We start from the raw sequence: 23,947 nt of genomic DNA, 5'->3' as shown, positions 1-23,947 counted from the left end.
GACCGGCTCGCTTGAACCGTGCGGAACCGGCACGATGTATGGCTCCGCACCGGCATTCCGGCACTTGTACGCCGTGATGCAAAGTCGGGCATGCTGTGGCCTATGCACGCTGGCCTTAATTCAGCCTTCGAACCCCGGTTCGGAGGTCCTCAGGGGAACAGAAGGACAAGTCGCTCGTGGCAGTGAAAAAAACCGCGAAGAAGGCCGCCAAGGCCGTCAAGAAGACCGTAAAGCCGGCCGCGAAGAAGGCCGTGTCCAGTAAACCCGCAGCGAAGAAGGCGGTCGCCAAGAAGCCGGCCGCCAAGAAGGTCGCCAGCAAGAAGCCGGTCGCCAAGAAGGCGGCTCCGGTCAAAAAGCCTGCCGCCAAGAAGGCCGCGGTCGCCAAGAAGGCGCCGGTCAAGAAGGCGGCCGTCGCCAAGAAACCCGTCGCCAAAAAGGCGGTACCGGCCAAGAAGCCGGTCGCCAAAAAGGCGGCGCCCGTGAAGCCGGCTGCCAAGCCGGCAGCCGTCAAGCCGGCAGTAGCAAAGCAAGCTCCCGCGAAGCAGGCCGCACCGGCCAAGCCCGCGCCGAGCAAGGCCCTCCCCCGTAACGAGGTCAAGCCCGCCGCCAAGCCGGAGAGCAAGCCCGTCGTCGTCAAGAAACCCGCACCGCGTCCGGTCACCAAGTCTGCATCGGTGGAACCGGCCGTAAGCAAGCCTCAAGTTGCCAAGAATCCAGTGACGCAATCCGCATCCAACAAGGCGCCTGCGAAAGCGGCGGCCGCCAGTATCCCAGCGACCAAAACCGCTCCACGTCCGACCGGCAAGGTTGCCGTCGCCGTCGTCGCCAAGCCGCAGGCCCCTGCGCCGAAAGGCAAGGTCAAGGTCGTGCCGTACTCCACCGATGAATCCAGCGGACGCCCCATCGTCCCGGCGGGCTATCGCCCGGCGACCGACGAGGAGTACATGAATCCGCTCCAGCTCGAATATTTCCGTCAGCGCCTGCTGCGTTGGCGCACGGATCTGGTCGAGGAATCCAAGCAGACCATCGAGAACCTCAAGGACGAAGTCCGCGATGTCGGTGACGAAGCAGAGCGCGCCACCCGCGAGACCGAGAACTCGCTGGAGCTGCGTACCCGCGATCGTTACCGAAAGCTGATCAGCAAAATCGACAGCACGCTCAAGCGTGTTGATTCGGGCGACTACGGTTACTGCGTCGACACCGGCGAGGAAATCGGCCTGGAGCGCCTCGAAGCGCGCCTCACCGCCGAGCGCACGATCGATGCGCAGGAGCGCTGGGAGCACATGCAGAAGCAGATGGGCGACTGAGCCTGGCGCTTCCAGCAGACGAAAAAGCCCGGCCTTTGCCGGGCTTTTTTCGTTCTTGGAACCCGTCATTCCCGCGAAGGCGGGAACCCATGGACGTTGCTTCGGCTCAGTGAAGATCGCGCAGATCAAGCCGACGCAGCTTCGGCGCCAGCTTCGCCGTCGCGCCGACCACGGCCAGCGTCATGCAGCCGCCGAAGATCACCGAAGGCACCAGCCCGAGCAGGCGCGCGGCCACGCCGGATTCGAATGCGCCCAGTTCGTTCGACGAGCCGATGAAGATGCCGTTGATCGACGACACCCGTCCGCGCATGTGGTCGGGCGTGGACAACTGCAGGATGGTCGAGCGCACCACCACCGACACGCCGTCGCACATGCCCGACAACATCAGCATCAACGCCGACAACCACAGGTGGCGCGACAGCGCGAAACCGATGATGCACAGGCCGAAACCGGCCACCGCCATCAGCAGCACGCGACCGGCATGGCGCTGCAGCGGCCGGCGCGCGAGAACGATGCCTACCAGCACCGCGCCAACGGCCGGTGACGCGCGCAGCAGGCCAAGCGCTTCCGGCCCGTAATGGAGGATCTCGTTGATGAACGCAGGCAGCAGCGCCACCGCGCCGCCAAACAGCACCGAGAACATGTCCAGCGCCTGCGCACCGAGCACGACCTGGGTCTTGAAGACGAACTGCAGGCCCTCGCCGATGCTCTTGAACACCGGCGCCCGTTCGGCCGGCATCGGCGGCTCCGTCACGCGTACGGCGATCACCGCGATCGCCGCGGCAAGCGCAAAGCCGGCGGCGACCAGGTAGGCGGAGGTCTTGCCGCCCCAGGCCACCAGCAGGCCACCCATCGCCGGGCCCATCACCAGGCCCGTCTGCATCACCACGCTGCTGACACCGGCGCCGCGTGCGAACTGCTCGCGCTTGAGCACACGCGCGAACAGCGACATGTAGACCGGTGCCAGGAACGCGCGAACCACGCCGTTGACGGCGATGGCCACGTAGATCGTGAGCGTGCCAAAACCGGAGATGCCGGCCGGCAGAACGCCGGCGGCGACGGCGGCCAGCGTCAACGTCGTGACCAGCAACCCCAGGCAGGCGGCCATGCCCAGCTTGCGCCGCGGCAGGTGGTCGACCGCGTAACCGGCGAACAGGGCGAAGCAGAAATACGGGATCACCTCGGCCAGGCCGATCAGGCCCAGGGCAAAGGCATCACGGGTGAGTTCGTAGACGTGCCAGCCGACCGTCACCGCGACGATCTGGTAGGACAGCATCGCCAGCAGGCGATAGGTGAGCAGGCCGGTGAAGCCGCGGTTGCGCAGCAGTTCCGAGACGCCCGCGGCGGGCAGGGCGTCGGCGTCAGAAGACATCGCGGATCAACCGTGTGTCAGCAGGTCCCTCGCGGCGCTCGGGACGACAGGCGATCACAGCCGCGACCGTGCCTGGTCGCGGATGAAGCCGAGCAGCGCGGTCAGGCCGTTGCTGCGCGTGGGCGAAAGGTGCTTGGCAAGTCCGATGTCGGCGATGTAGTCGGCATCGGTGGCGGCGATCTGCGCAGCGCTGCGGCCGGAGTACACGCGCAGCGCCAGGTAGATCAGGCCCGAGACGATCGCCGAATCGCTGATGGCATGGAAGTCGAGGCGGTCGGCGTCGCCCTCGGCGACGATCCACACCATCGACTGGCAACCGTGCAGGCGATGGGCTTCGGTTTTCCATTCGCCCGGCAGATCGGGCAGCTTGCGGCCGAGGTCGATCAGGTACTGGTAGCGCTCGGACCAGTCGCCGAAGAAGGCGAACTCTTCGCGGATCGCTTCCTGCGCCTCGCTCGGCGAGGCTTCAATCGGGAAGGGACTGGCGGGGGCGGCAATGGTGTTCATTACGGGGAATTTTACGCTCTTGCTGGCGCGGGCCGTGCGAACTGGGAATCGTCATTCCCGCGAAGGCGGGAACCCAGTGTCTTGCAGTCCTCTTCGGCGAAGCCTCGAAGGCGCTGGGTCCCCGCCTTCGCGGGGATGACGGGAAGGAGATGACCTGACTGGACTAGGCCCGCTTCCAGCGCACGCCCTGCGCGGTGTCCTCGAGCAGGATGCCTTCGCCCGCGAGCTGGTCGCGGATGGCGTCGGCGCGGGCGAAATCGCGGGCCTTCTTGGCCGCGATGCGCTCGTCGATCAACGCCTGGATGCGGTCGTCATCCTCATTGCCAGCACCGCGCGAGAACCACTGCGCCGGATCCTGCTGCAGCAGTCCCAGGGCGAAACCGGCGCCGAGCAGCTCGCCCTTGAGGCGCGCGCGCTCGTCTGCCGACTCGGCCTTGCGCGCATCACCGGCGATACGGGCGATCTCGGCCAGCACCTGCGGCGTGTTGAGGTCGTCGTCGAGCGCCGATTCGATGCCGGCCGGGATCGCCAGCGGCGTGGCCACCGTGCAATCGGCCAGATCACGCAAAGTCCCGTAGAGCCGGTCGAGCGTGCGCACGCTCTGGTCGATCAATGCATCCGACCATTCCAGCGGCTGCCGGTAGTGGGCCGAGAGCAGCGCCAACCGCAGGGCCTCGGGTGGGTATTCGCGGACCAGGTCATGCACGCGCTGGATGTTGCCCACCGACTTGGCCATCTTGGCGCCGCCGAAGTTGAGCATGCCGTTGTGCAGCCAGTGCCGGGCGAAGATCCTGCCGCCGTGCGCGCACTCGCTCTGGGCGATCTCGTTCTCGTGGTGCGGGAACTGCAGGTCGACGCCGCCGGCGTGGATGTCGATGGTCTCGCCCAGATGGGCGGCGGCCATCGCCGAGCACTCGATGTGCCAGCCCGGGCGGCCACGGCCCCAGGGCGACTCCCAGCCGGGGAGGTCGTCGGTGGACGGCTTCCACAATACGAAGTCGCCCGGGTCGCGCTTGTAAGGAGCCACGTCGACGCGGGCGCCGGCGAGCATTTCCTCGGGGTCGCGGCGCGAAAGCTTGCCGTAGTCGGGGTAGCTGGCGACCGAGAACAGCGCGTGGCCTTCGGCCGCGTAGGCGTGGCCGACCTCGATCAGGCGCTCGATCATGGCGATGATCTGGCCGATATGGGCGGTGGCTTCCGGCTCCAGGTCCGGCGCCTTCACGCCCAGCGCCGCCATGTCCTCGCGGTAGGCGGTGGCGAAGCGGCTGGTGATCGCCGAGATCGGCACGCCCTGTTCGCGGGCGGCATTGTTGATCTTGTCGTCGACGTCGGTGATGTTGCGGGCGTAGGCCAGCGCGCCGAACCGGCGGCGCAGCAACTCGGCCAGCACCCCGAACACGACCGGGCCGCGGGCATTGCCGATGTGAACGAAGTTGTAGACCGTGGGCCCGCACACGTACATGGTCGGGCGGGCGGGGTCGAGGGGCACGAACGGCTCGACCCGTCGCGTCAGGCTGTTGAAAAGGTGCAGGCTCATGGGGGGTACCGCCGGAGTTGCGGCCATTCTAGCGGCTGATCGAGTCGGCCTGCGCCGTGCCGGTCGTCCGGACTTCGACTGCAAGGCGGGTCCGCCTGGCGGCTTGGGCCGGTAGTCTAAAGGCGGGGTTCAGACCTCGCCCCCGGTCTGCGCTTACAATTTCTAAACAATTATGACTCCGCGAGCGTGATGGACCGTCCAGTTCCGCTTCCTGCTGCCGTGACCTGGTCTGTCCTGCTCGGACTGGTGCTGGCTGCCTGGCCGGCGGTCGAGGCGAGGGCGCAGAACACGGTCATCCAGGCCGAGAACGTCCGCTTCGACTACGCCCAGGTGCTGCGGGTGACACCGGTCTACCAGACCCTCAAGGCCAACTCGATCGAGCAGAAGTGCGAAGGCGACTCGCGCCTGTCGCGGGTGGTCGGTGCGGTCAAGGACGCGCTGACCCGCGAAGAGAAGGAACAGCAGGACAAGTGCAAGCCGGTGACAGTCGAGCGCGAGTACCGCCGTCCGATCGCCTACGACGTCGACTACACCTACAAGGGCGCCAAGTTCCGCTCGCGCCTGGCCGAGGATCCGGGCAATCGCCTGCGCATCCGGGTGTCGGTGACGCCGGTCGTGGCGCCGGCCGGCGACCGCTGAGCGCCGATCCGGTCACACTCCGACCCCAAAGCTTGCACCCGCCGCGGGTGCATGCGAGCATGCGCGCCTCAATGAACGCCCACTACGCCGACGCCGACGTCCTGACCTCCGCCTACATGGCGGCGGGGATGACCTCGCGCGCTCGCCGACCGCATACCTGCCATCCAGCTGGGTAACGGTCACTAGCGCGTCTTGAAACAGACGAAGTGACACACGAAAAGCCCAGCCTACGCGCTGGGCTTTTTTGCTTTCAGGGTTTGCTCCAGGACCCGCTCCCCACCTTCCTCCCCATTCGATCACCGGAACCGCACTCGATGACCGCTCTTGGCAACAGGCACTTCCTCAACACCCAGGACTGGTCGCGCGCCGACCTTGACGCGCTGCTGGCGCAGGCCGCCGCGTTCAAGCGCAGCAAGGCCGGCGAGCAGCTCAAGGGCAAGTCGATCGCCCTGGTGTTCTTCAATCCGTCGATGCGCACGCGCACGAGCTTCGAGCTGGGCGCGTTCCAGCTTGGCGGCCATGCGGTGGTGCTGCAGCCGGGCAAGGATGCGTGGCCGATCGAGTTCAACCTCGGCACGGTCATGGACGGCGACACCGAGGAGCACATCGCCGAAGTGGCCAGGGTGCTGGGCCGCTACGTCGACCTGATCGGCGTGCGCGCGTTCCCGAAGTTCGTCGACTGGCAGTACGACCGCGAGGACATCGTCCTCAAGAGCTTCGCCAGGTATTCGCCGGTGCCGGTGATCAACATGGAGACGATCACCCATCCGTGCCAGGAGCTGGCGCACATCCTCGCGCTGCAGGAGCACTTCGGCACCACCGACCTGCGCGGCAAGAAGTACGTGCTGACCTGGACCTACCACCCCAAGCCGCTCAACACGGCGGTGGCCAATTCCGCGCTGACGATCGCCACGCGCATGGGCATGGACGTGACCCTGCTGTGCCCGACGCCGGATTACATCCTCGACCAGCGCTACATGGACTGGGCCGCGCAGAACGTCGCCGAGAGCGGCGGTTCGCTGGCTGTCAGCCATGACATCGAAAGTGCCTACACCGGTGCCGACGTGGTCTACGCCAAGAGCTGGGGCGCGTTGCCGTTCTTCGGCAACTGGGGCCCCGAAAAGCCGATCCGCGACCAGTACAAGCACTTCATCGTCGACGAGGCGAAGATGGCGCTGACCAACAACGGCGTCTTCAGCCACTGCCTGCCCCTGCGCCGGAACGTGAAGGCCACCGATGCGGTGATGGACTCGCCGCAGTGCATCGCCATCGACGAAGCCGAGAACCGCCTGCACGTGCAGAAGGCCATCATGGCCGCGCTGGTCGGCAAGTAAGAAACAACATAAGAGAGAGACTGAAATGAGCAAAGACATCGTCCTCGCCTTCTCCGGCGGCCTCGACACCAGCTTCTGCGTGCCCTACCTGAAGGAGCGCGGCTGGAACGTGCACACCGTGTTCGCCGACACCGGCGGCGTCGATGCCGAGGAGCGCGCCTTCATCGAGGAACGCGCCGCCGAACTGGGCGTCGCCTCGCATGTCACCGTCGACGGCGGCCCGGCGATCTGGGAAGGCTTCGTCAAGCCGTTCGTCTGGGCCGGCGAGGGCTACCAGGGCCAGTACCCGCTGCTGGTTTCCGACCGTTACCTCATTGTCGAAGCCGCGCTCAAGCGCTGTGAAGAGCTGGGCACCAAGGCGATCGCGCACGGCTGCACCGGCATGGGCAACGACCAGGTGCGTTTCGACCTGGCGGTGAAGGCGCTGGGCGACTACGAGATCGTGGCGCCGATCCGCGAGATCCAGAAGGAACACACCGAGGTCCGCGCCTACGAGCAGAAGTACCTGGAGGAGCGCGGCTTCGGCGTGCGCGCCAAGCAGAAGGCCTACACGATCAATGAGAACCTGCTCGGCCTGACCATGTCCGGCGGCGAGATCGATCGCTGGCAGGCGCCGGGCGAAGGCGCGGTGGGCTGGTGCAAGCCGCGCAGCGAGTGGCCGGCGCAGCCGCTGCGGGTGAAGGTCAGCTTCGTCAACGGCGAAGCGGTCGCGCTCGACGGCGAGAAGATGGACGGCCACAAGATGCTGGCCAAGCTCAACGGCCTGTTCGCGCAGTACGGCGTCGGCCGCGGCCTGTACACAGGCGACACCACGATCGGGCTGAAGGGCCGCATCATTTTCGAGGCGCCGGGCCTGACTGCGCTGCTGACCGCGCACCGCGCGCTGGAAGAAGCGGTGCTGAGCAAGCAGCAGAACCGCTTCAAGCCGGACGTGGCGCGCAAGTGGGTGGAGCTGGTGTACGAGGGCTTCTTCCACGATCCGCTCAAGACCGACCTGGAGGCGTTCCTGCAGTCGAGCCAGTCGACCGTCAACGGCGACGTGGTGATCGAAACGCAGGGCGGGCTGGTCAGCGCGGTGGCGATCGAGTCCAGGCACATCCTCAATGCCAAGGGCGCGACCTATGCGCAGGCAGCGGACTGGGGCGTGGCCGAGGCCGAAGGCTTCATCAAGCTGTTCGGCATGAGCAGCACGCTGTGGGCCGAGATCAACCGCAAGTAATTGGCTGCAGGAAACATGCTCGCTAAAACCCTCAAGCACCTCGAAGCCCTGGTGTCGTATGACACCCGCAATCCACCGCGGGACATCGGCACCGGGGGCATCTTCGATTACCTGCGTTCGCAGCTGACCGGTTTCCGCATCGAGGTCACCGACCACGGTGACGGTGCGGTGTCGATGCTGGCCGTGCGCGGCAATCCCAAGCGATTGTTCAACGTGCACCTGGACACGGTGCCGTCGTCGGAAGCGTGGAGCGCCGACCCGCACAAGCTGCGCGTCACCGCCGACCGCGCGATCGGACTGGGCGCCTGCGACATCAAGGGCGCCGCGGCCGGACTGGTCACTGCTGCGTCGGTGACGCAGGGCGACGCCGCGTTCCTGTTCTCCACCGACGAGGAGGCCAACGACGCGCGCTGCATCGCAGCCTTCCTGGGCGGCATGCACGGCTTCAACGAGGTGATCGTTGCCGAGCCGACGCAGTGTGAGGCCGTGCTGGCCCATCGCGGCATCAGCTCGGTGCTGTTGCGCTTCCGCGGCGTTGCCGGGCACGCCTCCGGTGCCAACGCGATGCAGGCCAGCGCGCTGCACCAGGCGATCCGCTGGGGCGGGCATGCGCTGGACTACGTCGAGAGCCAGGCGCACCAGCGCTTCGGCGGCCTGACCGGTTTGCGCTTCAACATCGGCCGCGTCGAAGGCGGGATCAAGGCCAACATGATCGCGCCGAGCGCGGAGCTGCGCTTCGGCTTCCGTCCGCTGCCGTCGATGTCGATCGACGGGCTGCACGAGCGCTTCGGCACGCTGGTCGAGGCCGGTGCGATCGAGCGCTATGAGGAAACCTTCCGAGGTCCGTCATTGCCGTCGGGCGACGTCGCCGATGCCGAGCAGCAGCGTCTGGAAGCGCGCGACCTGGCCGACGCGCTGCAGCTGCCGATCGGCAACGCAGTCGACTTCTGGACCGAGGCCTCGCTGTTCTCCGCCGCGGGCATGACCGCGCTTGTCTATGGCCCGGGCGACATCGCCCAGGCCCATACCGCCGACGAATGGGTGGCGCTGGAGCAACTGCAGCGCTACACCGATTCGATCATTCGGATACTGAATTGAACGTCATCGCAATGAACGACACCCGCGACATCCAGACCCGCCAGACCATCGTGCGCCTGCTCTCGAGCATGGCCAGCGCGAAGGAGATCTCGCAGTACCTCAAGCGTTTCTCCCAGCTCGATGCCAAGCGCTTCGCCGTGGTCAAGGTGGGCGGCGCCGTCCTGCGCGACGACCTGGAAGCGCTGACGTCCTCGCTCGCCTTCCTGCAGGACGTCGGCCTGACGCCGATCGTGATCCACGGCGCCGGCCCGCAGCTCGACGACGAGATGGCCGCGGCCGGCATCACCAAGCAGACTGTCAACGGCCTGCGCGTGACCTCGCCGGAAGCCCTTGCGATCGTGCGCCGCGTGTTCCAGTCGCAGAACCTCAAGCTGGTCGAGGCGCTGCAGGCGTTCGACGCGCGGGCGACGTCGATTGTTTCGGGCGTGTTCGAGTCCGAGTACCTGGACCGCGACACCTACGGCCTGGTCGGCGAGGTCAAGCGCGTCAACCTGGCGCCGATCGAGGCCAGCCTGCGTGCCGGTTCCATTCCGGTGATCGCCAGCCTCGGCGAGACCGCCGGCGGACAGATCCTCAACGTCAATGCCGACTTCGCCGCCAACGAGCTGGTGCAGAAGCTGCAGCCGTACAAGATCGTGTTCCTGACCGGCACCGGTGGCCTGCTCGATGACACCGGCCGGGTCATCGACTCGATCAACCTGTCGACCGAGTACGAGCACCTGATGTCGCAGCCGTGGATCAACGGCGGCATGCGGGTCAAGATCGAACAGATCAAGGCTCTGCTCGACAAGCTGCCGCTGACCTCGTCGGTCTCGATCACCAAGCCGGCCGAGCTGGCGAAGGAACTGTTCACCCACAAGGGCTCGGGCACGCTGGTGCGCCGAGGTGAGCGCGTGCTGCAGGTCAGCCGCTGGGACGAGCTCGACCTGGAGCGCCTGCGCGGCCTGATCGAATCGGCGTTCGGCCGTCGCCTGATGCCGGACTACTTCGAGCGAACCACGCTGCACCGAGCCTACGTCAGCGAGAACTACCGCGCCGCCGTGATCCTCACCCAGGAAGATGCCGGCATCTACCTCGACAAGTTTGCCGTGCTCGACGAAGCGCAGGGCGAAGGCCTTGGCCGTGCGGTGTGGCATGTGATGCGCGAGCAGAACCCGCGCCTGTTCTGGCGTTCGCGCCACGGCAATCCGGTCAACCCGTTCTACTACGCTGAATCCGACGGCTGCATCAAGCAGGAGAAGTGGAAGGTGTTCTGGTACGGCATCGACGGGTTCGACGAGATCGAGCGCTGCGTCGAGCACTGCTCGGGGCGGACGGCGACGCTGAAGGACTGACATGTCAGTAACCACCGACCACTGGAGCGTCGCCCCGACCCTGCGCGGCCAGCACGTCACGCTGGAGCCGCTGCAGTCGGGGCACTGCGACGGCCTGCGCGCGGCGCTTGGCGCGGGCGAGTTGTCGCGCCTGTGGTACACCAACGTGCCGGCGCCGGAGCAGGTCGAGTCCTACATCTCGGCGGCGCTGGACATGCAGGCGCAGGGCAAGGCGATGCCGTTCGCGGTGCGCGACGCCGGCGGCGACATCGTCGGCTGTACGCGCTACTACGACCTGGATGCAACGGTTCCACGCGTGCAGATCGGCTACACCTGGTACGCCCCGAGCGTGCAGCGCACCGGCCTCAACACCGAGGCCAAGCTGCTGTTGCTCGGCCATGCCTTCGAGGCCATGGGCAGCATCTGCGTCGGCTTCGAGACCAGCTGGTTCAACCTGGCCTCACGCAACGCCATCGCCCGCCTCGGCGCGAAACAGGACGGCATCCTGCGCAGCCACCGGCGCCATGCCGACGGCAGCGTGCGCGACACCGTGGCCTTTTCGATCATCGAATCGGAGTGGCCGGCGGTTAAGCGCAATCTGAATCATAGATTGGAGCAGCACAAGTTGCAGAACCATGGAGCATCCGGACGTGACTAAGTCCGTTGGCATCGTCGGCGCGCGCGGTTACGTCGGCGCCGAACTCATCCGCCTGATCGCAGCGCACCCGGATTTCGAGCTGGCGTTCGTGTCCTCGCGCGAGCTGGTCGGGCAGCGCGTCGCGGACCACATCGCCGAGTACCAGGGCGAGCTTCGCTACAACTCTCCCTCGCACGAGGAGCTACCGGCGCTTGGCGCCGATGCCGTCGTGCTGGCGCTGCCGAACGGCAAGGCCGCCGCCTGCGTGGCCGCCTTCGATGCCGTGGGCGCCGACCCGGTCATCGTCGATCTCTCTGCCGATTACCGCTTCGACGACGGCTGGTACTACGGCCTGCCGGAGTTGACCCGCGCGCAGTACAGCGGCCAGCGCCGCATCAGCAATCCGGGCTGCTACGCCACGGCGATGCAGCTGGCGGTCGCGCCGATGCTCGACGCGCTGGCCGGTCCGGTGCAGTGCTTCGGCGTTTCGGGCTATTCCGGGGCTGGCACGTCGCCTTCGGACAAGAACGACCCCGAGAAGCTGCGCGACAACCTGATGCCGTACGCACTGACCAACCACGTGCACGAGCGCGAAGTCACGCGGCAACTCGGCCACGAGGTGCAGTTCCTGCCGCACGTTGCGCCGCACTTCCGCGGCCTGACCATCACCGCCAACCTGCCGCTGTCCAGGGCCTTCGCGCGCGATGAAGTGGTGTCGCGGTATGTTGACCGCTATGCCGGCGAACCACTGGTCGATGTCGGTGACGAAGCCCCGTGGGTCAGTGCGATCGCGGGACGCCATCACGTCGAACTCGGCGGTTTCACCCTGACACCCGATGGCAGGCGGCTGGTGGTGGTGGCCACCGAGGACAACCTGCTCAAGGGCGCGGCGACGCAGGCGCTGCAGAATCTCAACCTGGCGTTTGGCCTGGACGAGATGGCCGGCATTCCGCGCTGAATCATCCAAAGGAATTCGACGATGTCCGATCTGTTGTGGCAAAAACCCGGCGTCAAGGTCGACGCGCGCATCCAGCAGTTCCTCGCCGGCGAGGACGTGATCCTGGATCGCGAGTTCTTCCTGTTCGACATCCAAGCCAGTCGTGCGCACGCCGAAGGCCTGCAGCAGATCGGCATCCTCGATGGCGACGAACTGGCCGGACTGAAGCGCGAACTGGAAGTTCTGGCCGAGGACTTCCGTGCCGGCCGCTTCATCCTCGACGAGCGCTTCGAGGACTGCCATTCGGCGATCGAATCGCGCCTGGTCGAACGCCTCGGCGATCCCGGCAAGAAGATCCACACCGGCCGCAGCCGCAACGACCAGATCCTGGTGGCCACGCGCCTGTGGCTGAAAGACCGCCTGGCACGCGTGGCGGCCACGTGCCGTGAAAGCGCGGAAGTCGCGCTCGCCCGTGCCGAGGCAGAGCAGGGCGTGCCGCTGCCGGGCTACACCCACCTGCAGCGCGCCATGGTGTCCTCGCTGGGCATGTGGTGGGCGGCCTGGGCCGAAGGCTTCATCGACAACGCGCAGCGTGCCGTGCAGACCTTGCACTGGGTCGATGCCAATCCGCTCGGCAGTGCGGCGGGCTACGGCGTCAACCTGCCGCTGGCGCGCGATCACACCACGACGGCACTGGGCTTCGGCCGCATGCAGGTCGCGGCGACCTACGCGCAGATCTCGCGCGGCAAGTTCGAGATGGCCGCGATCGAGGCGCTGTCCTCGGCGCTGCTCGACCTGCGCCGCCTGGCCTGGGACCTGAGCCTGTTCACCAGCGCCGAGTTCGGCTTCGTCGCGTTGCCGTCGCAGTACACCACCGGCAGCTCGATCATGCCCAACAAGCGCAACCCCGACGTCATCGAACTGATGCGCGCGAGCTACTCGGCCGCTGCCGCCGCGCGCACGGAGATCGAACAGCTGCTGTCGCTGCCGTCGGGCTACCACCGCGACCTGCAGTTCTCCAAGGGCGCCATCTTCCACGCGTTCGGCCGCGGCTTGGGCGCGTTGGAGCTGCTGCCGGACCTGCTGCGCAACCTTGAGTGGAAGACCGACCGCATGCGCGAGGCGCTCGATCCTTCCATGTACGCCACTGACCTGGCGGTCGATCTGGCGCGACAGGGCCTGCCGTTCCGCGAGGCCTACAAGCAGGCCGCCGATCCGGCGCGCTGGGAGCAGGGCGATCCCGAGGCGAGCCTGGCAGCACGGGTGTCACCCGGTGCGGGCTCGCAACTGCGGCTGGACGAGCTGCGAAGCCGACTGGAAACACTGCGATGAACACGCCTGGAAGTGCCGCCGACACCGCCGTCCGGGACTTCCAGGCACAACCGCTGCCACGCTGGCAGCGCGCCGTACTGAAGGTTGGCAGCAGCCTGCTGGCCGGCTTCTCCGATCAACCCGACGGACTCGATCCGCGTTACGCCGCTGGCCTGGCGCGATTTATTGCGCAGGCCCGCGCGCAGCAGCGCGAAGTGGTCCTGGTATCGTCCGGCGCGGTCGCTGCCGGGCGCGGACGCATCGATACCGGTGGCGACAGCCTGGTGCTTCGGCAGGCGCTGGCCTCGCTCGGCCAGGCATCGCTGATGGGCTTCTGGCAGCAGTTGTCGGACCGGCCCGTCGCCCAGGTCCTGCTGACCCACGACGACCTGCGCAACCGCCGCCGTTACCTCAATGCGCGAGCCACGCTGCGCGAGCTGTTGAAGCTTGGCGCGCTGCCGATCATCAACGAGAACGATGCCGTCGCCGTCGATGAACTCAAGCTCGGCGACAACGACAACCTTGCCGCGGCCGTGGCATCGCTGGTCGATGCCGACCTGTTGCTGATCGCCACCGACATCGGCGGGCTCTACAGCGCCCATCCGCAGCGCGACCCCACTGCGCGCGCAATCGACCGTGTCGAACGGATCACGCCCGAACTGCTGCTGGCCGCCAGCGGTGGCGCCGGCAAGCTCGGTACCGGTGGCATGCGCACCAAGCTGGAGGCCGCCGCGAAGGCGACCGCCGCCGGGATTCCCACGGCCCTGTTCTGCGGTCGCAACGATGCGGTGGTGCGCGCGCTCGGCGAGGGGCAGCTGCACGGCACGCTGGTGCTCGCACAGGGCGACCGCCTGCGCGCACGCAAGCAATGGCTGCGACATGCACCCTCGTCGGGACGGCTGCTGGTCGACGACGGCGCGGTCGCGGCGCTGCATCGCCAGGGCGCCTCGCTGCTGCCCGGTGGCGTGGCCGGTGTCGAAGGCGACTTCCGCCGCGGCGACGTGATCGAGATCGTGGCCACCACGGCCGGCGCCGAACCGTTCGCGCGCGGCCTGGCACAGTACAGCGCAATGGAAATCGGCCGGATCGCGCGCAGGCACAGCAACGACATCGAAGCCGTGCTCGGCTTCCGCTATGGCGAATCGGTGATCCACCGCGACGATCTGGTGCTGCTGGTCAACGCTCACGACGAGACTCCCGAGGTGAAGGCATGAGCGGTTACGTACGCAATCTTGCCGAGCGCGCGCGTGAAGCATCGCTGGTGCTGGCGACGCTGGATGGCGACGAGCGCCGGCGACTGATCGAGCGCATGGCGCGTTTGCTGGAGCATCACGGCGCCGCGGTGCTGGCGGCCAATGCCGAGGACATGGAGCGCGGCCGTGCCGCCGGCCTCGGCGCGGCGCTGCTCGACAGGCTGAAGCTGGATGAGGCCCGCGTCGCGGCGATGGCTGCAGGCGTGCGGGAAGTGGCCGCGCAGGCTGATCCTCTAGGGCACGTGACACGCAGCGACGTGCGCCCCAACGGGATCGTGATCGAGCGCCAGCGCGTACCGCTGGGCCTGATCGCCATGATCTACGAAGCCCGCCCCAACGTCACCGCCGATGCCGCGGCGCTGTGCCTGAAGGCCGGCAACGCGGTGCTGCTGCGCGGTGGCTCGGAGGCGCGCGCGAGCAATGCCGCCATCGCTGCGTGCCTGCACCAGGCATTGCGCGAGGAAGGGCTGCCGGAGGCGGCCGTGTCGCTGGTGGCCGATCCTGCGCGCGAGCATGTACTGGAACTGCTGCAGCTGTCGGACCTGATCGACCTGGCGATCCCGCGCGGCGGCGAGAGCCTGATCCGCTTCGTCGCCGAGCACGCGCGCGTGCCGGTGATCAAGCACTACAAGGGCGTGTGCCATCTGTACGTCGACCGTGCCGCCGATGTCGGCAAGGCTCTGGATCTGATGGTCGACGGCAAGGCCTCGCGACCCGGCGTGTGCAATGCGCTGGAGACATTGCTGGTCCATCGCGACATCGCCGCGGCATTCCTGCCCGCGGCGCTCGAGCGGCTGGCGGCGCGCGAGGTCGAAGTGCGCGGCTGTGAGCGCACGCGCGCGTACTCCGACCAGGTGGGGCAGGTCGAAGACGCCGACTATGCCGCCGAGTACCTGGACCTGATCCTGGCGGTACGCGTCGTCGACGGCATCGGGGACGCACTGGCGCACATCGCCCGCTACGGCTCGGACCACACCGAAGTCATCGCGACCGAAGATGCCGCGGCGGCCGAAGCGTTCGTGCGCGGCACGCGCAGCTCGGCGGTGATGGTGAACGCCTCATCGCGCTTCAACGACGGTGGCCAGCTCGGGCTGGGCGCCGAGATCGGCATATCGACCACGCGCCTGCATGCCTATGGGCCGATGGGCGCGGAATCACTGACCATCGAGCGCTTCGTCGTGCGCGGGGAAGGGCAGGTGCGGCACGAGGAATCGCGCAACCACTGACCTCCGCACGCAGGAGCGAGCTTGCTCGCGACAGGCTTGCCGGAAGGCGTTCGCGAGCAAGCTCGCTCCTACGCCTGCAGGCGTTGTGCTCCGCTCCATTCCGCTCCCGGTGCCAGCGTCACCGGCTCAGCAATCGTGCCCGACTCGACGCAGACGAAGTGCCGGTGCTCACCGGCGCCAAGGTCGGCCATCTTCGCCGCCAGTTCCGCCCCGGGATTCCACACGACAGTATCGCGGAAGCCATCTGCGCTGATGCGCATCGCTTCGTCGCCCTGCGCAAGCAGCAGGTCATGGGCGCAATCGGGATAGAGACGGTCGACCTCGGTATGGAAACGCACCGGTTCGCCTTCGGCCGCGCTGGTCTGGCCATCGCGCGAATCCTCGAAGCCGGCCGCTTCCAGGCCCTGCACCGTCGTCGCGTCCAGATCGTCCACGCGCAGGTACGTATGCAGTGCCGCGGTGAAGCTGAAGGGCGCCGCGCCCTGGTTGCGGACCGCGAGCCGCACCGTCAGCGCGGCTGGGGCCAGCGCCACGTGGACCCGCGCGCGAAAACTCGTCGGCCACTGGCGGCGGGTGTCCTCGTTGTCTACCAGCTCCAGAACCACTGCCGGCGCTCCGGACTCGACCTCGATGCCCACGTAGCGCCAGTCGAGCAGTCGCGCGAAGCCATGCTTGAGCATCGATCCACGCCCGCCGAACTGCGGAAAGATCACCGGAATGCCGCCACGGATGGCTGCGCCCTCGGCAAAACTCGCGCGCGGGCTCATATAGAGGCGCTCGCGGCCCGGCGAGGGCTGCCAGGACAGCACGTGGGCGCCATGCAGGCTGATCTCGGCGACGGCGCCGTCAGCGGCGTTCAGGCGCAGGCAGGCGCTGCCATCGCGCTGGAAAGGTGTGCAGGTGAGATCCATCGGGCCATCAATGCGAAAGCGACCCGGCATCATCGCGGCGCGGCTCGGCAGATCGCAACCTGGTCCAGTTCGCTGCCTGCGGCACAAACGAAAAACGCCGGCAGGGCCGGCGTTCGTCATTTCAGCGTGGCTCCACATCATGATGCACACATGCATCATGCGGAGTTGGTCGGGGAGACAGGATTTGAACCTGCGACTTCTACGTCCCGAACGTAGCGCTCTACCAGGCTGAGCTACACCCCGACTGCTGAGCCGCAAATTCTAGTCAGTCGGGCGGGGTCGAGGCAAGGGGTTGGATGCAAATTCCTTCAATCCAATGGCAATCCGGGTGCAATCCGTGGGCGGCCGTTGGGGGAAAAGCGGTCGCAACAGCTAAACTGTCGTCGATTTCCCCCTCTACACCGCGAATCCACCGTGTGCCCGCCAAGCCTGTACGGCATCGGGCCGCGATCGCGGCCTGTCGTCACTGGAGCCTTGCTTGATCAAGCCGCGCACCCCGCCCGGGGTCATGGAGCTGCTGCCCCCTGACCAGATCGCCTTCCAGCGCATGCTGGACACGATCCGCCGCAATTTCGAACGATTCGGCTTCCTGCCGGTGGAAACGCCGGTCATGGAACTGTCGGAGGTGTTGCTGACCAAGTCCGGCGGCGAAACCGAGCGGCAGGTGTATTTCGTTCAGTCCACGGGTGCGCTGGGCAAGGCGTCCGAAGGCGCGGCCGGCGAGGGCATGCCCGAGGTGGCGCTGCGCTTCGACCTGACCGTTCCGCTGGCGCGTTACGTCGCCGAGCACGAACACGAGCTGGCGTTCCCCTTCCGCCGCTACCAGATGCAGCGCGTCTATCGCGGCGAGCGTGCCCAGCGCGGTCGCTTCCGCGAGTTCTACCAGTGCGACATCGACGTCATCGGCAAGGACGCGCTCAGCGTGCGTTTCGACGCCGAGCTGCCGGCGGTGATCCACGCCGTGTTCTCCGAGCTCGACATCGGCGCCTTCACCATCCAGCTCAACAACCGCAAGCTGATGCGCGGCTTCTTCGAGGCCCAGGGCATCGCCGACGGCGAACTGCAGGCGCTGGTGCTGCGCGAGGTCGACAAGCTCGACAAGCGCGGCGAGGACCACGTCCGCGAGACCCTGACCGGCGAAGGTTTCAACCTGTCCGCCGATGCAGTCGCGCGCATCCTCGAGTTCGTCAAGGTGCGCTCGACCTCGCACGTCGACGCGCTGGCCAAGCTCGACGCGCTGGGCGAGGGCAACGATGCCCTGCGCGAGGGCGTAACCGAACTGCGCGAAGTACTTGAACTCGTGCGCGCCCTGGGCGTGCCGGAAAGCGCCTATGCGCTGAACTTCTCGATCGCGCGCGGCCTCGATTACTACACCGGCACGGTCTACGAGACCACGCTCAACGACTACCCGCAGATCGGCTCGATCTGCTCTGGCGGCCGCTACGAGAATCTCGCCAGCCACTACACCAAGTCGAAGCTGCCCGGCGTGGGCATCTCGATTGGCCTGACCCGCCTGTTCTGGCAGCTGCGCGAGGCCGGCCTGCTCGGCAATGCCTCCGGCAGCACCGTGCAGGCGATGGTCGCGCTGATGGATGGCCAGTCGCTGACCGATGCACTGGAGATCGCCCGTCGCCTGCGCGCGGCCGGCATCAACACCGAAGTGCAGATGGAAGCGCGCAAGATCGGCAAACAGTTCCAGTACGCCTCGCGCGCCGGCATCCGTTTCGTTGCGCTGGCCGGTGACGACGAGAAGGCGCGCGGCGTGGTTGCGGTCAAGGACCTGCTGCGCGAGGAGCAGTTCGAAGTGCCGCTGGAGGAACTGGCGAGCACGCTGCGCGTGGAGCTGGAACAGTACCGCGCACTCGCCGGCCGCTAGGGCCAGGAAATCGCAGGCAGGGTGGACGACCTCGTCCGCCCATGCCGTTCAGGACAGGGGACGCCGGCGCGCGCAAACGCGAGGCCGGCGCAGATGGCAGTCAGCTGCAAGGTGAAACGATGAAACCGATCCGACTCGATGGCCGCTCGCTGACCCGCGCGCAGCTGGTGGACGTGGCCTACGGCGCGCACGTGCAGCTGGCCCCGGAGCAACTGCCGGCGGTGGCGCGCGCGGCCGAGTTCCTGGCCGAACAGGTCCGCCGCGAGGAACCCATCTACGGCGTGTCGACCGGCTTCGGCAGCAACGCCGACCGCCTGCTCGGCAACCACCACCTGCGTGACGAGTTGCCGGGCGCAGCGCGCTCCGACATCACCCTGCACGAAGAGCTGCAGCGCAACCTCATCGTCACCCACGCCGTCTGCGTCGGTGAAGCCTTCGCGCCGGAGATCGTCCGCGCGATGCTGTGCATCCGCATCAACACGCTGATGCGCGGCCATTCCGGCATCCGCGTCGAGACCCTGCAGGCACTGACCGCGATGCTCAACGCCGGCATCGTGCCGGTGGTGCCGCAGCTGGGTTCGGTCGGCGCCAGCGGCGACCTCGCACCGCTGTCGCACCTGGCCATCGTGCTGCTCGGCGGTGGCGAAGCCTTCTTCGGAGGCGAGCGCATCCCGGGCGGCGAAGCGCTCAAGCGCGCCGGCCTGTCGCCGGTGACGCTGTCGTACAAGGAAGGCCTGGCGCTGAACAATGGCACCGCGCAGATGCTCGCCTGCGGCGTGCTCGCGCTGGCGCAGCTGGAAGACCTGCTCGACACCGCCGACCTCGCCGCCGCGATGACCATCGATGCCTTCGCCGGCCGCCTGGGCGCGTTCGCCGAAGAAGTGCACGCGCTGCGCCCGCATCCGGGCCAGGTGCACAGCGCCGCCCACCTGCGCGACCTGCTCGGCGGCTCGACGCTGGCCGACATCCCGTACCACCTGGTGCCCAAGTTCCGTGCCTGGCAGCCGCGCAGCTGGGACACGCCGGAATCGCAGGCACTGCGTTTCGACATCGGCTGGGACTGGGTGCCTTTCAGCCAGCGCCACGGTCGCGAGAAGTTCTACCTGCGTTTCCGTCCGTTCCGCGGCGGCAAGAAGCACCAGCCGCAGGACAGCTATTCGCTGCGCTGCATCCCGCAGGTGCATGGCGCCGTGCGCGATGCCGTGGCCCAGGCCGCGCGCGTGCTCGAGGTCGAGCTCAATGCGCTGACCGACAACCCGATCGTGTTCCCCGATGCCAAGGCCGAGTTCGTCGAGCAGCAGGTGATTTCCGCCGGCCATTTCCACGGCATGCCGCTGGCGCTGGCGATGAGTTACGTCAAGGCCGCCATCCCGGTGCTCGCGAGCATTTCCGAGCGCCGCCTCAACAAGCTGGTCGATCCGGCGACGAACGACGGCCTGCCGGGTTTCCTCATCGGCAATGAGGACTCGACCGAGTCCGGCCACATGATCGTGCAGTACACCGCCGCGGCCATCGTCAACGACCTGGCCAGCCGCGCACATCCGGCGTCGGTCTATTCGATCCCGACCAGCGCCAACGCCGAAGACCACGTCTCGATGGGCGCCAACGAGGCGCGCCACGTGCTGGCGATGGCCGATGACCTGGGCAAGGTGCTGGCGCTGGAGCTCTATACCGCCGCGCAGGCACTGGACCTGCGCCGCGACATGATCAACGCCGCTCGCGACCTGGCCGATCGTGCCGACGCGCGCGCACTGGCGGCGAAGGTGCAGGGCGCACCGGCGGCCGACAGCCCCGAGTACGAAGCCTTCCTGGCCGAAGTCGAGGGCTTGCGCGTCGAACTGGCCGAGGCCGAAGAGTTCCACCCCGGACGCGCGGTCGCTGCGGCACACGCGGCGATCCGCGAGGCGATTCCGTTCCTGGATCGCGACCGCGCGATGGACGGCGAAGTGGCCACCGCGGTGCGGCTGGTGAAGGAAGGCACCGTTCTGGCGGCTGCACGCGCCTGACGCCCTGTACCAAGCCACTGGGTCCCCGCCTTCGCGGGGATGACGGTCCTGTTGCCGAAGCTAGACCGTTTCCACCTGCGACGTCCGCACGCAGTCGCGCCCGTCGGCCTTGGCCCGGTACAGCGCCTGGTCGGCCAGCTGCAGCAGCGGGTCGATGCCGCCGAAGGAGACCGTCTCGATCGCATGCACGCCGATGCTGGCGGTGACTGTGATCTGGCTGTCCTCGCTGCGGAACGGCTGGTCGCGCAGATGCTGGCGCAGGTCCTCGGCGACCTGCCTTGCGGCCGACAGGTTCAGGCCCGGCAGCACGACCACGAACTCCTCGCCGCCGAATCGCGCCAGCAGCGCATCGTGATGCGGCCGCAGCCCGTGGCCTAGCGTCCGCGCCGCCCAGCGCAGGCAATCGTCGCCGATCAGGTGCCCATGCTGATCGTTGATCAGCTTGAAGTTGTCCAGGTCGATCATCAACAGCGACAGCGGTCGCCGGTGCTCGCGCGTTTGCCGAAGCAGTGCCTCGAAACGGTCGCGGAAATGGGTACGGTTGTGCAGACCGGTCAGTGCGTCGCGCTGGCTGGTTTCGCGCAACCGCGCGTGCGCGTCCTCGAGTTGCCCCAGCGCGCTGCGCAGCTCGACGGTGCGCTGCTCGACCTTGTGTTCGAGCTGGTCCTTGGCCTCGCGGACAATGCGCTCGTTCTCGTTGCGCAACGCCGCGTAGCGGTGCCCCAGCGCGATCGACAGCAGCAGCATCTCCAGCGCCGAACCAATCTGCACGCCATACTCGGTGATGAAGGTCTTGGGCATCATGCCGAACGCGATGGCGACGAACAGGCCGGTGCCGAGCAGGAACATCGCCCACGCCAGCAGGAACAACTGCGCCGGCGCATAGCCGCGACGCACGATCGCGATCGACACCACCGCGATCCAGGCAATGCTGACCAGCACCGCCGCCGACGCGATCGGCGTGGAGATGTGATACGGCAACCACGTCGACGCAATGCCGAGCAGAGCAAAGAAGCTGATCAGGCCCAGGCCGATCCTGTCACCGAGCCGCCAGCGCTCACGCAGGCCGAGGAAGATGCGCGCGAACTGCTGCATGCCGATCTGTGCCAGGCAGATCGACAGCGGCACCATCCGGTCGCTGAGCCATGACGATTGCGGCCACAGGTACTCGAAGCCAAAGCCGTTGAGCGTGAACAGCACCAGCCCGAACGCCGACAGATGGAACAGGTACCAGAAGTAGCTGGCATCGCGCAGGCTCAGCCATAGCGCCAGGTTGTAGAAGAACAACGCCAGCAGGATGCCGTAGTACAGACCGATCACCAGCTGCGAATCGCGCGAGAGCTCGGCGAAGGCGACCGTGGTGTAGATGTCCAGCGGCACCTGCATCGAGCTTTCGCTCTGCACGCGCACGAAGACGTCCACGGGCTGGCCGGGCGGCAGGTTCAGCCAGAAGTTCGGATGCCGGTAGCGAACGCTGCGCTCGCTGAAGGGCAGGTGGTCGCCGCCGGCCTGGAACGTGGTCCGGCCGTCGGGATAACGCGCGTACACGTCGATGCTGTCGCTGAGCGCGTAACTCTGCACCAGCAACCAGCGTTGTTCCGGATTGCCGTTGTTGACGATGCGAGCGTGGAACCAGAAGGCGCCGGGGCGGAAGCCAAATGCACTGCGACCGCCCGGCAGCGGCGCGAACTTGCCCTGGGCCAGGTGCGTTGCGGCGGCGTCGACGTCGTCGCGTGCGCCGACGTCGTGGTAGTAGCCCAGATAGGGCGACAGCGATGCCTGTTCGGTGTCGGCACCCAGTCGCAGGGTCGTACCGGCGGCGGTCGTGGCCTGTGCCGGCGCAGCCAGCAGCAGGCAAAGGCCTGCCAGCCATAGCCAACACATGAACCTCGAGCCACGTCCCATGTATCCCCCTTGCCCGGTCGCCGGCCCCGTCGCGAAGGCGGCGGGGTGGCGTGCGCGCAGCTTATGCGCGCTGCAATCGATTGCGCCATCCGCCCCCTGGGGTCCGGCTGACTCCTATATCCGTATCGCAAGTCAAACGGCGTGAACGCCGTGAACAGGCCTTCGCCAAGGTCCGTGCCCCGGTCAAGGCCTGGTTGACGGCGGTCCGAGCGACGGATTAATGTATTAGCACGTTAATACATTAGTACGCACCCATGAAGCGACGCCCCCCTGAGCTGGAACGCGGTGACGACGACCTAGCCGGGCTCGCCGCGGCGCTGCTGGCGCTGCGCAGCCCACAGGAGGTCCGCGCCTTCCTCGAGGACCTGTGCACCCCGGCCGAGCTTGAGGCGATGACCGACCGCTGGCGGGTGGTGCCGCTGCTGATCGACAACGTCCCCTATCGCGAGATCCACGACCGCACCCAGGTCAGCGTGACCACCATCGGGCGCGTCGCCCGCAGCCTCGAACGCGGCGCCGGCGGTTACGCAATCGCCTACCAGCGCCAGGTCGGCGAAGCCGACAACAAACCTTCCGGGACCGGCGAGACCGGCTCGGCGTCCGCCCGCAACAGCGACTAGTCGAGTTCCAGTCCATGAGTCCCCCAGCCAACACCCCGGTGCGCGACCGCCTGCGCATCGCCATCCAGAAATCCGGCCGCCTGGCCGAGCCGGCGCGCGCGCTGCTGGCCTCGTGCGGCCTGAGCTGGCGCGAGAGCCGCGATCGCCTGTTCTGCTATGGCGAAAGCCTGCCGATCGACCTGTTGCTGGTTCGCGACGACGACATTCCCGGACTGATCGCCGACGGTGTCTGCGACCTGGGTATCGTCGGCCGCAACGTCCTGCTCGAGCAGGATGGCGGCCGTTCCGGCAATGGCCGGCCGTCGGTGTACCGCGAGTGGCGGGCACTGGGGTTTGGCGGTTGCCGTTTGGCGCTGGCCGTGCCCGATGCCTGGGATTGGCAGGGGCCGGAACAGTTGGCAGGCAAGCGCATCGCCACCAGCTACCCGGCGTTGCTGTCGCGCTGGCTGGAAGAGCAGGGCATCGCCGCCGATGTCGTGCTGCTGTCGGGTTCGGTGGAGATCGCCCCGCGCCTGGGGCAGGCCGAAGCGATCTGCGACCTCGTCTCCAGCGGCGCGACGCTCACTGCCAACCAGCTCAAGCCGGTGATGACGTTGCTGGAGAGCGAGGCGGTGCTCGCAGGCCCGTCCGCGGAATTCGATCCGGTGCGCGGCGAACTCGCCGACCTGCTGCTGCGGCGCCTCGATGGTGCGCTGCGAATCCGCCACAGCAAGCTGCTGATGTTCCAGGCGCCGCGAAACCTGCTGCCCAGCCTGTTGCCGCTGCTCCCGGATGCCGAGGCGCCAACCGTGATGCGCCTGGACGATGGCGACGACCTCGCGCTGCAGGCGCTCTGCCACGGCGCCGTCACCTGGCAGCGGCTGGAGGAACTCAAGCGCGCCGGCGCACGCGGACTGATGGTGCTGCCGGTGGAGGGCATGCTGGCATGAGCGCGATCGC

General features: G+C 67.4%; 20 protein-coding genes and 1 tRNA gene. 15 read left to right on the top strand and 6 right to left on the bottom strand.

From position 1 onward, the window contains the following. The first annotated feature begins 176 nt into the window (after positions 1 to 176). The gene (dksA, locus tag AC3A3Q_RS02220; protein WP_487584689.1) at positions 177 to 1,307 is read left to right on the top strand and encodes an RNA polymerase-binding protein DksA; all 1,131 of its coding nucleotides are present in this window, start codon (positions 177 to 179) and stop codon (positions 1,305 to 1,307) included. Between the two features lie 106 nt (positions 1,308 to 1,413). Here the strand turns inward: dksA and AC3A3Q_RS02215 are convergent, their stop codons facing one another. From AC3A3Q_RS02215 to cysS, 3 genes are all read right to left on the bottom strand, one after another. Continuing rightward, a complete protein-coding gene (locus AC3A3Q_RS02215; RefSeq protein WP_487584688.1) occupies positions 1,414 to 2,679 on the bottom strand; it encodes an MFS transporter in 1,266 nt (421 codons plus the stop codon). 54 nt (positions 2,680 to 2,733) lie between these two features. Beyond that, complete coding sequence (locus AC3A3Q_RS02210) at positions 2,734 to 3,186, bottom strand: SufE family protein (protein ID WP_487584687.1); 453 nt, start codon at positions 3,184 to 3,186, stop codon at positions 2,734 to 2,736. A gap of 163 nt (positions 3,187 to 3,349) precedes the next feature. Beyond that, positions 3,350 to 4,723, bottom strand: a complete 1,374-nt coding sequence (gene cysS, locus AC3A3Q_RS02205) for a cysteine--tRNA ligase (protein WP_487584686.1) — start codon at positions 4,721 to 4,723, stop codon at positions 3,350 to 3,352. 189 nt (positions 4,724 to 4,912) lie between these two features. Between cysS and AC3A3Q_RS02200 the strand changes: the two genes are divergently transcribed. From AC3A3Q_RS02200 to AC3A3Q_RS02155, 10 genes are all read left to right on the top strand, one after another. Further along, on the top strand, positions 4,913 to 5,362 hold the full coding sequence (locus AC3A3Q_RS02200) for a hypothetical protein (RefSeq protein ID WP_487584685.1): 450 nt from the start codon (positions 4,913 to 4,915) through the stop codon (positions 5,360 to 5,362). Positions 5,363 to 5,676: 314 nt separating this feature from the next. After that, positions 5,677 to 6,696 (top strand): N-acetylornithine carbamoyltransferase, encoded by a 1,020-nt coding sequence (locus tag AC3A3Q_RS02195; protein ID WP_487584684.1) that lies wholly within the window; start codon positions 5,677 to 5,679, stop codon positions 6,694 to 6,696. Positions 6,697 to 6,721: 25 nt separating this feature from the next. Continuing rightward, positions 6,722 to 7,915 carry an argininosuccinate synthase gene (locus tag AC3A3Q_RS02190; protein WP_487584683.1) on the top strand — a complete coding sequence of 398 codons (1,194 nt, stop codon included), beginning with the start codon at positions 6,722 to 6,724 and terminating at the stop codon, positions 7,913 to 7,915. 15 nt (positions 7,916 to 7,930) lie between these two features. Continuing rightward, on the top strand, positions 7,931 to 9,013 hold the full coding sequence (locus AC3A3Q_RS02185; RefSeq protein ID WP_487584682.1) for an acetylornithine deacetylase: 1,083 nt from the start codon (positions 7,931 to 7,933) through the stop codon (positions 9,011 to 9,013). 11 nt (positions 9,014 to 9,024) lie between these two features. After that, on the top strand, positions 9,025 to 10,347 hold the full coding sequence (locus AC3A3Q_RS02180) for an acetylglutamate kinase (RefSeq protein WP_487584681.1): 1,323 nt from the start codon (positions 9,025 to 9,027) through the stop codon (positions 10,345 to 10,347). A gap of 1 nt (position 10,348) precedes the next feature. Beyond that, positions 10,349 to 10,984 (top strand): GNAT family N-acetyltransferase, encoded by a 636-nt coding sequence (locus tag AC3A3Q_RS02175; RefSeq protein WP_487584680.1) that lies wholly within the window; start codon positions 10,349 to 10,351, stop codon positions 10,982 to 10,984. After that, the gene (gene argC / locus AC3A3Q_RS02170; protein WP_487584679.1) at positions 10,962 to 11,921 is read left to right on the top strand and encodes an N-acetyl-gamma-glutamyl-phosphate reductase; all 960 of its coding nucleotides are present in this window, start codon (positions 10,962 to 10,964) and stop codon (positions 11,919 to 11,921) included. Before AC3A3Q_RS02175 ends, argC begins: the two co-directional genes overlap by 23 nt. Positions 11,922 to 11,942: 21 nt before the next feature. Continuing rightward, on the top strand, positions 11,943 to 13,232 hold the full coding sequence (argH, locus tag AC3A3Q_RS02165) for an argininosuccinate lyase (protein WP_487584678.1): 1,290 nt from the start codon (positions 11,943 to 11,945) through the stop codon (positions 13,230 to 13,232). Continuing rightward, positions 13,229 to 14,425: a glutamate 5-kinase gene (gene proB / locus AC3A3Q_RS02160; protein ID WP_487584677.1), complete on the top strand. Its 1,197-nt coding sequence runs from the start codon at positions 13,229 to 13,231 to the stop codon at positions 14,423 to 14,425. The genes argH and proB overlap by 4 nt, the downstream gene beginning before the upstream one ends. Next, positions 14,422 to 15,690: a glutamate-5-semialdehyde dehydrogenase gene (locus AC3A3Q_RS02155; protein ID WP_487584676.1), complete on the top strand. Its 1,269-nt coding sequence runs from the start codon at positions 14,422 to 14,424 to the stop codon at positions 15,688 to 15,690. The genes proB and AC3A3Q_RS02155 overlap by 4 nt, the downstream gene beginning before the upstream one ends. Positions 15,691 to 15,758: 68 nt before the next feature. Here the strand turns inward: AC3A3Q_RS02155 and AC3A3Q_RS02150 are convergent, their stop codons facing one another. Continuing rightward, a complete protein-coding gene (locus tag AC3A3Q_RS02150; RefSeq protein ID WP_487584675.1) occupies positions 15,759 to 16,601 on the bottom strand; it encodes a D-hexose-6-phosphate mutarotase in 843 nt (280 codons plus the stop codon). Positions 16,602 to 16,767: 166 nt separating this feature from the next. Continuing rightward, a tRNA-Pro gene (locus AC3A3Q_RS02145) sits at positions 16,768 to 16,844 on the bottom strand. A gap of 235 nt (positions 16,845 to 17,079) precedes the next feature. On the opposite strand from AC3A3Q_RS02145, the gene hisS reads away from it, so the two are divergent. Continuing rightward, entirely contained in the window at positions 17,080 to 18,477 is a 1,398-nt protein-coding gene (hisS, locus tag AC3A3Q_RS02140) for a histidine--tRNA ligase (protein ID WP_487584674.1), read from the top strand. A gap of 119 nt (positions 18,478 to 18,596) precedes the next feature. Further along, entirely contained in the window at positions 18,597 to 20,483 is a 1,887-nt protein-coding gene (locus AC3A3Q_RS02135) for an HAL/PAL/TAL family ammonia-lyase (protein WP_487584673.1), read from the top strand. A gap of 60 nt (positions 20,484 to 20,543) precedes the next feature. On the opposite strand, the gene AC3A3Q_RS02130 is transcribed toward AC3A3Q_RS02135, so the two are convergent. Then, a complete protein-coding gene (locus tag AC3A3Q_RS02130; RefSeq protein WP_487584672.1) occupies positions 20,544 to 22,367 on the bottom strand; it encodes a sensor domain-containing diguanylate cyclase in 1,824 nt (607 codons plus the stop codon). A gap of 275 nt (positions 22,368 to 22,642) precedes the next feature. Between AC3A3Q_RS02130 and AC3A3Q_RS02125 the strand changes: the two genes are divergently transcribed. Together AC3A3Q_RS02125 and hisG are read left to right on the top strand one after the other, a co-directional pair. Next, positions 22,643 to 23,008, top strand: a complete 366-nt coding sequence (locus tag AC3A3Q_RS02125; RefSeq protein WP_487584671.1) for a YerC/YecD family TrpR-related protein — start codon at positions 22,643 to 22,645, stop codon at positions 23,006 to 23,008. A 14-nt stretch (positions 23,009 to 23,022) separates the two neighbouring features. Beyond that, the gene (gene hisG, locus AC3A3Q_RS02120; RefSeq protein WP_487584670.1) at positions 23,023 to 23,937 is read left to right on the top strand and encodes an ATP phosphoribosyltransferase; all 915 of its coding nucleotides are present in this window, start codon (positions 23,023 to 23,025) and stop codon (positions 23,935 to 23,937) included. Positions 23,938 to 23,947 lie beyond the last annotated feature (10 nt).

Source organism: Lysobacter sp. Soil_C_59, from assembly GCF_057656415.1.
This window is presented reverse-complemented; position numbering and strand designations above follow the sequence as displayed.

What these genes read in the sequence shown, in the direction of transcription:
- AC3A3Q_RS02190 (WP_487584683.1), top strand. Translation starts at nt 6,722, where the DNA reads ATGAGCAAAGACATCGTCCTCGCCTTCTCCGGCGGCCTCGACACCAGC.
- AC3A3Q_RS02125 (WP_487584671.1), top strand. Translation starts at nt 22,643, where the DNA reads ATGAAGCGACGCCCCCCTGAGCTGGAACGCGGTGACGACGACCTAGCC.
- argH (WP_487584678.1), top strand. Translation starts at nt 11,943, where the DNA reads ATGTCCGATCTGTTGTGGCAAAAACCCGGCGTCAAGGTCGACGCGCGC.
- AC3A3Q_RS02155 (WP_487584676.1), top strand. Translation starts at nt 14,422, where the DNA reads ATGAGCGGTTACGTACGCAATCTTGCCGAGCGCGCGCGTGAAGCATCG.
- AC3A3Q_RS02130 (WP_487584672.1), bottom strand. Translation starts at nt 22,367, where the DNA reads ATGTGTTGGCTATGGCTGGCAGGCCTTTGCCTGCTGCTGGCTGCGCCG.
- AC3A3Q_RS02195 (WP_487584684.1), top strand. Translation starts at nt 5,677, where the DNA reads ATGACCGCTCTTGGCAACAGGCACTTCCTCAACACCCAGGACTGGTCG.
- AC3A3Q_RS02135 (WP_487584673.1), top strand. Translation starts at nt 18,597, where the DNA reads ATGAAACCGATCCGACTCGATGGCCGCTCGCTGACCCGCGCGCAGCTG.
- AC3A3Q_RS02180 (WP_487584681.1), top strand. Translation starts at nt 9,025, where the DNA reads ATGAACGACACCCGCGACATCCAGACCCGCCAGACCATCGTGCGCCTG.
- AC3A3Q_RS02200 (WP_487584685.1), top strand. Translation starts at nt 4,913, where the DNA reads ATGGACCGTCCAGTTCCGCTTCCTGCTGCCGTGACCTGGTCTGTCCTG.
- AC3A3Q_RS02210 (WP_487584687.1), bottom strand. Translation starts at nt 3,186, where the DNA reads ATGAACACCATTGCCGCCCCCGCCAGTCCCTTCCCGATTGAAGCCTCG.
- cysS (WP_487584686.1), bottom strand. Translation starts at nt 4,723, where the DNA reads ATGAGCCTGCACCTTTTCAACAGCCTGACGCGACGGGTCGAGCCGTTC.
- AC3A3Q_RS02150 (WP_487584675.1), bottom strand. Translation starts at nt 16,601, where the DNA reads ATGGATCTCACCTGCACACCTTTCCAGCGCGATGGCAGCGCCTGCCTG.
- hisG (WP_487584670.1), top strand. Translation starts at nt 23,023, where the DNA reads ATGAGTCCCCCAGCCAACACCCCGGTGCGCGACCGCCTGCGCATCGCC.
- AC3A3Q_RS02215 (WP_487584688.1), bottom strand. Translation starts at nt 2,679, where the DNA reads ATGTCTTCTGACGCCGACGCCCTGCCCGCCGCGGGCGTCTCGGAACTG.
- AC3A3Q_RS02175 (WP_487584680.1), top strand. Translation starts at nt 10,349, where the DNA reads ATGTCAGTAACCACCGACCACTGGAGCGTCGCCCCGACCCTGCGCGGC.
- proB (WP_487584677.1), top strand. Translation starts at nt 13,229, where the DNA reads ATGAACACGCCTGGAAGTGCCGCCGACACCGCCGTCCGGGACTTCCAG.
- AC3A3Q_RS02185 (WP_487584682.1), top strand. Translation starts at nt 7,931, where the DNA reads ATGCTCGCTAAAACCCTCAAGCACCTCGAAGCCCTGGTGTCGTATGAC.
- argC (WP_487584679.1), top strand. Translation starts at nt 10,962, where the DNA reads ATGGAGCATCCGGACGTGACTAAGTCCGTTGGCATCGTCGGCGCGCGC.